The following is a 3,455-nucleotide window of genomic DNA, read 5'->3' on the forward strand; positions in this document are numbered from 1 at the left end:
TTGCAGTAGATTTGGGTCATTAATCCTCATGAGGTTAACCAGTTTTTATCTAAGTTTGAGTAGAGCGATGTCATCGAAGAAAGTTGTGTGCGCTCTCTGCCGTTCTAGCTGGAATGACCCAATTTGAGGCGGGAAGCGAGACGAGTGTATTGCCGAATGTAGATTTGTCGTAGTGCAACGGCAGCAGTGCCGACGCATCGCGGATCTACAGCCATCTTTATCCTGACAACTTCTCATATTGTTCCCCCCCAAGCTGCATCGCTAACTCATAACTTAGATTTAGTTGGGACGATCGATCGCCGCAAGCGATCGTTAGGCTTTAGTTTTAGCTACTTTCTCCAAATTGCTGCGATCGATCCTGACATTTAGTTGACTATCCTCACCACCACTGAGCGAACGCGTTACTTCACCTAATACTAGTGGCTCAGAAATCCCCGGACGCGGATGAATCACTGTCCGGGCGCGCACTTTGAGTTGTCGATCGACCGAACCCGAACGACCGTAAGAGTATAAATCCGCCGCCGCTTGACGCAATGTAGCATCCAATCCGGTTTCGCTAATTGGCGTCTTGACGGCGATCGTCGCCCGATCGCTACCATTATCATAAATTAAGGAGTAATGCTGTGCGCCAGGGACGTTGGTATGGACGATCGGGACGAGGCTCAAGGCAAATAACCCCGCAGTCAATACGCCCATAAATCCGGTCGCACCTACGAGTCGATACTTAAATCCCCATTTGAGGACTAAAGCCAAAATCGTCACTACAGCAAAAGCTAGTGTTACAATTCCCGACCATTGGCAGTATTTGAGAAATTCGGCAGTTGAAATCATTGGATAGTGGATCGTGGATAGTGAATGGTGGATAGTGGATCGTGTATAGTTAATAGTCTATAATTTAAAGTATTTGATGTTCGGATATTTTTCAACTATCTCGAACAAGTGCTTATCTTGGGCAAAGCCCAACAACGCACGATCCACGATCCACTATCCACTATTCACTAAAAAATTAGCTACTCGGCTTCGTTGGTGACAAAATCGGCGAGTTTGGCTTCGCCTGTCATTTGGAGGGCGGCTTTGAGGGTATGCCAGCCGAGGTTGGCACATTTGATCCGCACGGGAAATTGAGCGACGCCTTTCATGACGTTGAGTTTGCGTTGCTCTTTGGGAAATTCCGTTTCCCCTTTCATCATGCCTTGAAAAATACCAACTAATTCTAAAGCTTCATCGATCGTTTTACCCACGACGGCTCCCGCCATCAGATCGACCGACGCTAGGGCAATCGCGCACCCTTCACCTTCAAATTTGACATCGGTGACGCGCTCGCTGCTCGCATCTAACTGGAGCGTCAATTCGATCGTATCGCCACAAGAGGGATTGTGCCCTTTCTGATACCGATCGATCGGATCGGTTTTACCTTTATGCTTGGGCTTTTTGTAGTGTTCGAGGATGACCTGTTGGTACAGATCTCGCAAATTGGTGCTGTTCATGACAATTTAGACAGATCGATACTCAGATCTCTATTATCCTCGATCGCTATGATTAGTGGCTAGGTGGGGGAAGAGGTAAGAGGTAAAAGGTAAAAGGTAAGAGGTAAAAATATTGCTGATTTTAATAATTCTCGATCGATCTAAGCAGTTTTGAGCTGTCGAACTCATAGTTGCTAGAAATTGGTAGAGGGTAACAGCGCAAATGTGCGCTGTTACCCTGAGTTTGAGCTATATGGCCGATCGGTTATCGGACTCTGAGAGTCTAGAATCTGATCAGGTTGAGTAGACCGTTAAATGGACTCAGGATCGTGCTGAAACCGTCGCCAATTCGGGTGAGGTTATTGCGCCCGATGACGATCGTATCGTTGTTTTGCAGACGTGGGTTCGTTTCTGAATCGATGCCTTTGGCAAAGTTGAGTTTGATCAGTCGTTTTGTGACAGTACCATTGGGATTGAGGCGGATAAAGTCCACTTCATTCTTATTGGCACGGACGTTGTTAAAGCCGCCAGCGAGGAGGATCGCTTGATTGAGCGTGGTATTGGCAGGTACTTCACGAGTACCACCAGCACCAGCACCAGCTTCACCGATGACGTTGACTCTGATTGATGTCGGCGAGAGCGTGGAAGATGCCACGAGATCCACATCTTGTGAGTTTGGATTCTGAGCGGCGGGGATAAAGATCCGATCGCCTTCTTGGAGGATGATATCTTGACTGGTATCCCCTTGCTGAATCAGTTTAAACAGATTGAGGGAGATTTTTTGTTCGCCCGCTCGCGTTGTCCGAATCAATTGAATCTGGCGGATATCGGCGGTAGGTTTGATACCAGCAGCGGTTTGAATCGCGTTGGTAACAGTCGGGAGAGCGACAGTTCCGGCTAATTGGGTATTGTTATTAGTGGTATTCGCCGAGCCAGTTACTGTATAGGTACCCGGACGATTTACTTCACCGACAACTACTACTCGGGGGGGCGTGATGGCTTGGGGACCGAGGTTGGAAGCCGCCACTAGCGCACTATTGGCACTGTTAACGTCAGTAGCAGTTGGCAGCAGGATCGTGTCGCCATCTTGGAGAATGATATCTTGACCGAAATCGCCAGCTCTGAGCAAATTGAGTAAGTTAATCGGTAATACCTGACCGCTACCCGTCCGGGTATTGCGCCGCACTCTGATCCGGGTTAGATCTGCTGAAGCAGTACTACCCCCAGCAATTTTGATCGCTTCAGTGAGGGTTGGGGGGGTGACGCGTCCGGCGGTACCAGCAGTATCGCCTTTGAGAGTATAAGTTCCCGGTTTACCAACTTCTCCCAAAATTGCTACTTTTACAGTTGCATCTTGGTTGGCAAGGTTGGAACCAGCTAACCGCAATCGATCGGCAGTATTGACACCTTCTGCCCGAGCGATGTAAATTGTATCGCCATCGCGCAAGGAAATGTCTTGGGCGGTATTGCCGCGTTGTAATACATCAAAGATATTGACACTGATCACTCTACCAGTCGCAGCGCGACGGACTTGGACTTGGCGCAAATTCGCAGTCTGAGTCGTACCGCCAGCTAATTGAATCGCTTGGCTGATGGTGGGGAATTTGCGGTTGTCACCAGTAAAAGGGACGGTATAGGAACCCGATCTCGTGACTTCACCTGCGATCGCAAATTGGACTGGACGCGGTGCCAGGACGCTAATAGTCACGATCGGTCGTTTGACATAGCGCGAGAAATAAGATGTCAGCAGGCTCGAAGCTCTTTGCACGGTCAAGCCTTGGATCGGAATCGCCCCCACTACTGGCAGGTTGATCGCACCATCGCCGAGGACATAAAACTCGCCACTATACTCCGGTACGTTAAAGATGTCTACCCGCAGTCTGTCCCCAGGGCCGAGGGTATAAGAGTCAGCAAAGCTAGTATTCTGGGAGACAGCTCTGGCTTTGGGCTTGGCTGGAGTTTTGGCTTTACCTGGTTTAGTCTGGGCGA

Annotated in this window: 3 protein-coding genes; all 3 read right to left on the reverse strand. The window is 49.1% G+C overall.

Features of this window, described 5'->3' with window-relative positions; all coding sequences use genetic code 11:
* Positions 1-312: 312 nt before the first annotated feature.
* Positions 313-831 (reverse strand): Ycf51 family protein, encoded by a 519-nt coding sequence (locus RMO52_RS09895; protein WP_309738073.1) that lies wholly within the window; start codon positions 829-831, stop codon positions 313-315.
* A gap of 179 nt (positions 832-1,010) precedes the next feature.
* Positions 1,011-1,487 carry a Fe-S cluster assembly sulfur transfer protein SufU gene (sufU, locus tag RMO52_RS09900; protein WP_310413493.1) on the reverse strand — a complete coding sequence of 159 codons (477 nt, stop codon included), beginning with the start codon at positions 1,485-1,487 and terminating at the stop codon, positions 1,011-1,013.
* 262 nt (positions 1,488-1,749) lie between these two features.
* On the reverse strand, positions 1,750-3,455 hold a 1,706-nt coding region (locus RMO52_RS09905; RefSeq protein WP_310413495.1), incomplete at its 5' end, for an SLBB domain-containing protein.

The sequence above is a fragment of the Chamaesiphon sp. OTE_8_metabat_110 genome, from assembly GCF_031382685.1.
Classification (GTDB): Bacteria; Cyanobacteriota; Cyanobacteriia; order Cyanobacteriales; family Chamaesiphonaceae; genus Chamaesiphon.